The sequence below is a fragment of the Hyella patelloides LEGE 07179 genome, assembly GCF_900659865.1.
Classification (GTDB): domain Bacteria; phylum Cyanobacteriota; class Cyanobacteriia; order Cyanobacteriales; family Xenococcaceae; genus Hyella; species Hyella patelloides.
Window position 1 is genome coordinate 1 of the sequence record NZ_LR214160.1, and the last position, 4,303, is coordinate 4,303.

Genomic DNA, 4,303 nt, shown 5'->3' on the forward strand with positions numbered 1-4,303 from the left:
GAAAAGCCAGGAGGAGCGTAGTGCCGTGAAAGTGGCACGCTACGTTTTGGATGGGAGGCTAGAGAAGCGATTCTCTGGTCGACCCCTAACAATCGGACTTCTCAGAGAGCGGAACGTCTTTCTTCTACTAATTCGGCTAAAGATTGGTCGATGCCTAAAGTCATTGGGGTTTTTGGCATTGATAACTGAATTTTCTCATCACGGGGTTCTGTTTCAATCTTTTGGCTGGTCGCCCTCTGTCGAGGCAAAGGATTGCTAGTTATGCTGGGTTCTGCTATCTCTGGTTCTTCTAACAGAGGCTTAGAATCATCTGGTTGAGTGACCGAACGAGTTCTTCTTTTTCTGTCTCTGCTACCGTCGGTTAAGGTTTGTGGAAGTGATAATTCGGAAAGTTCGCTCTCGGAGGAAGTTTTTCGGATTCTTCTTCTTCTGGTGCTGCTGTCGGTCATAATTGCTTCTGTCTTTACCCATAATTCTGCTCAATAATAATGATAATGGTTATCGTGGATTTTGTGGTTTTGTGGAAGGGGAGGAGAAAGATGATTTCTCGTGGACGCACTGCGATCGCTATTTCCTGGAATAAGATGGTTAAAAACTTGTAAAACAAGATTATGACTAAAAGAGGGATTCTTAACCACAACCATCACAACCACCTAAATCGCAACCACCTAAATCGCAACCACCTGAATCACAACCACCCGAATCACACCCGTCACTGTCGCATCCGTCACTGTCAGATCCATCTGCACCAAAAGCATCTGTTTCAGAACCTTCTGCACTGCAACCACCCCCATTAGAATCTTCCGTAGTTATCGAATCTAGATCGATATCACTGGGAAACAGATCGTCTACTAAACCGCTAATTTCTGCGACACCTTCAATCATATCGAAGACAAAGTTACCCCAATAAACATCCCAGATACCAGTATCGCTAGTGTAGTCCCAAAAATCTCGTTGTGGCTGATAAGTAGCAGGAACGGCTTTCTGTCCTGGTTTGGGTTCGAGATAAGTCTGACCATCTACTTGAAAATATAACGGCTGGAATTCCTTTGCTCTGGCAGCTAGTAAAAATCCTGCTAGCTGTTCGATAATATAATCAATCACTTCATTGACAGAATTTTCTAGATAGCCAGAGCTGACAGTACCAGCAAATCTCAGCAGATAATAATCATGAATCACGCCAATTTCGAGATTAGCTATCCGATAAAGTAAAGCATAATTAGGAACTTCAAAAACGTACTGATTCAATTCTCGAATTTTAGCCCGAAAGTCTTCTAATGAAATGAACTCACGCCCTTTAGGATAAGAGAGAATTAAACGAAAATGATGGTCATAATCGATGAAATTAGCGGTAAGCTCTCTTTTTTTGATAGTCTCGAAGTTACTATTATCGAGATGTTGTTGAGTAATTTTGTTGGCAGCTAAGAAACTGGATTGTTTGATTTGTTTTCGAGGAACGGGGTCAGAACCACCATGAGGAGGATGACATTTTTGGATTCTCTGTCTGGTTAATTTGATTCCTTCAATCAAGCCCCATTCAGAAAGAGCATCAATACCGTATTGGGAACAAGAAGGAGTATAACGGCATCGAGGAGGAGTAACTTTGCTGATCGTGTTTTGATAAATTTGAATCGTTCCAATGCCGATAAACTGAGCTAAATTAAGTGAGCGTAATTGTTCTACTGATGAAACCATTTCGTTATTTTCAATTTAGAGAGTGCCGAATTAATAGGTGGTGAACCACTTAATTTGTGTTCGTGTTAGTTACTTTCAGTTTGCGGGGAGACAACCAGGCTAAACAATCCTTTGTATAAGTTTCATCGCCCTCAAACCTCTCTGGTAAAATGGGAATTTATTAATAGTAATTGGCAATAAGATTTATAGTATTTTAGGATTACAATTGCTGCAAAATTTGTCTCATCTTTTGATACATTTGAATATTACCTTGATGTCTAAATAAACTAGCAGCCTTTTCCCAATCTTTTTGACATTTAGGAATATTCTCCAATTTTTTATAGAGAAAACCGCGATTCAAGTAAGATACCGCAAACTGAGGATCGAGTTGGATAGCTTGGTTCAAATCAGCCAGTGCTTTTTCTATTTGTCCTGATTGATAATAGAGAATACTACGACCATTATAGGCAACAACATGGTCAGGATCGAGTTCAATGGCTTGGCTATAATTGACCAATGCTTTTTCTGTTTGTCCCAATTTTCTATGGAGAAGACCGCGATTAGAGTAAGCCTCAGCATAGTTAGGATTAAGTTTAATGATTTGGCTCGAATCAGCTAAAGCCTTTTCTATTTGTCCTAATTTATGATATATAAAACCACGATTATTGTAAGCGGAAATGTAGCCAGGATTAAGTTCAATAGCTCGATTTAGATCGGCTAGAGCCTTTTCTATCTGTCCTGATTGATAATAGAGAAAACCTCGATTATTATGAGCGAGGGCATAGTTGGGATTAATTTGAATGGCTTGGTTCAAATCAGTCAGTGCTTTTTCTATTTGTCCTGATTTTCCGTAGAGAAGACCACGAATAGAGTAGGCTTCGGTATGGTTGGGATTAAGTTGAAGAGCTTGATTCAAATCAGCTAAAGCTTTTTCTGTTTCTCCTAATTCACTGTAGAGACTACCGCGATTAGAGTAAGCCTCAGCATAGTTGGGATTAAGTTGAATGGCTTGATTGTAATCAGCCAGTGCTTTTTCTGTTTCTCCTGACTGAAGATAGAGATTACCTCGCTCAAGGTAAGCTTCAGCACTTTGAGGTGAAGTTTCAATATTTTTAGCTAAATCAGCTAGTAAACCTTTGGATGATTTTAATTCATGGTGAGTAAGACCATGAATTAAGCTATTTTGAGCATCAGCAGGAGAATTAAGTCCTGTCGTTACAAAGCACAATGTAATAATTGCTAGTAAATAAAATTTCATCTTCAACTTCAAATTTTTGTGGTGTCGCCAAAAGTTTTAAAAGACAAAATAACCCTGTGGTTACTTAATTTTTAAGACGGTTCTGTTGCCGAAATTTTCCAGGAACAAAAAGGCTCTGTAGATAGTAAATAACTGCTCTTTCAGATATTAATTCTGAGAAAAGAATCAAGAAAATCTCTTGGCTCTAAAATACCTCTCTTGAGCTAAATTTTCTCCTTAATTTTTAGGGATAGCATTCATAAAGATGGCTGAAATTAGGAATGCAATCTCTGACATCGCGTCCTCATTTAAAAAGTTTTTAATTCTCAAAATGCGTAGATTAAGATGGTAACATAACAAATTTCCCTAAGAACAAACAAAAAGTATAATGTATAAAATTAGGTAGGCATGACTATTAAGCTAGAAACTTAAATTTTCATGTTTAGAGATACCTCGCGAACCTAGAAAAACACTGAGTAAAGTTAAAATTAAAATTAATATAGGTTCAGTCAGAGAAGATAAAAAATCATGGCTAAATAAGTGATGGTCTTGATTCTGAATGGCTATAAACTTAAATTTCTCTAAATTAAAGTGATTTAACATTTCTGGAGTAAAACCACTCTTTAAATTTACGATATATTCTTGATTTTATATTAATTAAAAAGCTATTTTCATGAAAACTTCATAGCAAATATATTTTTGATAAAGTTTTGAATAAACTACTTAATATAGTCAGTAAAATATCTTTTTGAAAATCAGTAATTTCTTGTAAGTAAAATCACGGAATACTTAATACTTGTTAATAATACGAGCTTAATTTTTATGCTTGTTAAACACTTAATACCTGAATGTTCAATCAATTAAATTTGTAGTATTCAGAAGCGACAAATTACTCACAAGAGCGATCGCTTATAATGGCAAACACTATCTCCATCGAAGATAGAATACAAGTATTACTTTTTATTCATCTTCAAAGCCCTGAGATGTAAACTTCAGTGTTTGGCAATTTTCACTCACTGTGCGAATCAGGGCAAACGCATCTTAAATTGAGCGAAAACAGATAATTGAAGAAAGAAAGGATAAAAGTCAAAAAAGAAGAGTAGTAGTATGAAGTGCTTCTTTTTAACGACGCGATCCCGAGTAAAAACATGATAAATTCAGTAAAATTAACAATTAATTGAAGACAGAATTAGTTCTTAGAATTGATGATATGATGACCCAATTATCAAACTTAATTTTGGCTATCTTTAGTCATGAAACTAAGACCAAAAACTACAATAGAAGAACATTTTTCATCTATCAAAGCTCCGAGATTAGATAGAACTAAGCTACATCAGTTGATTGATATTATTACTATTACTCTTTGTGCAGTAATTAGTGTCGCAGAAACCT

General features: G+C 36.3%; 3 protein-coding genes and 1 pseudogene. 1 reads left to right on the forward strand and 3 read right to left on the reverse strand.

Annotated features, from left to right (window positions below):
- Positions 1 to 101: 101 nt before the first annotated feature.
- From H1P_RS31295 to H1P_RS31305, 3 genes and pseudogenes are all read right to left on the reverse strand, one after another.
- A complete protein-coding gene (locus H1P_RS31295; protein ID WP_144875092.1) occupies positions 102 to 449 on the reverse strand; it encodes a hypothetical protein in 348 nt (115 codons plus the stop codon).
- A 1,003-nt stretch (positions 450 to 1,452) separates the two neighbouring features.
- A pseudogene (gene yidD / locus H1P_RS39630) lies at positions 1,453 to 1,695 on the reverse strand (membrane protein insertion efficiency factor YidD); the annotation flags it as partial.
- Between the two features lie 199 nt (positions 1,696 to 1,894).
- Positions 1,895 to 2,932: a tetratricopeptide repeat protein gene (locus H1P_RS31305; RefSeq protein ID WP_144875096.1), complete on the reverse strand. Its 1,038-nt coding sequence runs from the start codon at positions 2,930 to 2,932 to the stop codon at positions 1,895 to 1,897.
- Positions 2,933 to 4,164: 1,232 nt separating this feature from the next.
- Between H1P_RS31305 and H1P_RS31310 the strand changes: the two genes are divergently transcribed.
- Positions 4,165 to 4,303, forward strand: a 139-nt coding sequence (locus H1P_RS31310) for a transposase family protein (RefSeq protein ID WP_144871678.1), incomplete at its 3' end; no start/stop codon positions are given.

What these genes read in the sequence shown, in the direction of transcription:
- H1P_RS31295 (WP_144875092.1), bottom strand. Translation starts at nt 449, where the DNA reads ATGACCGACAGCAGCACCAGAAGAAGAAGAATCCGAAAAACTTCCTCC.
- H1P_RS31305 (WP_144875096.1), bottom strand. Translation starts at nt 2,932, where the DNA reads ATGAAATTTTATTTACTAGCAATTATTACATTGTGCTTTGTAACGACA.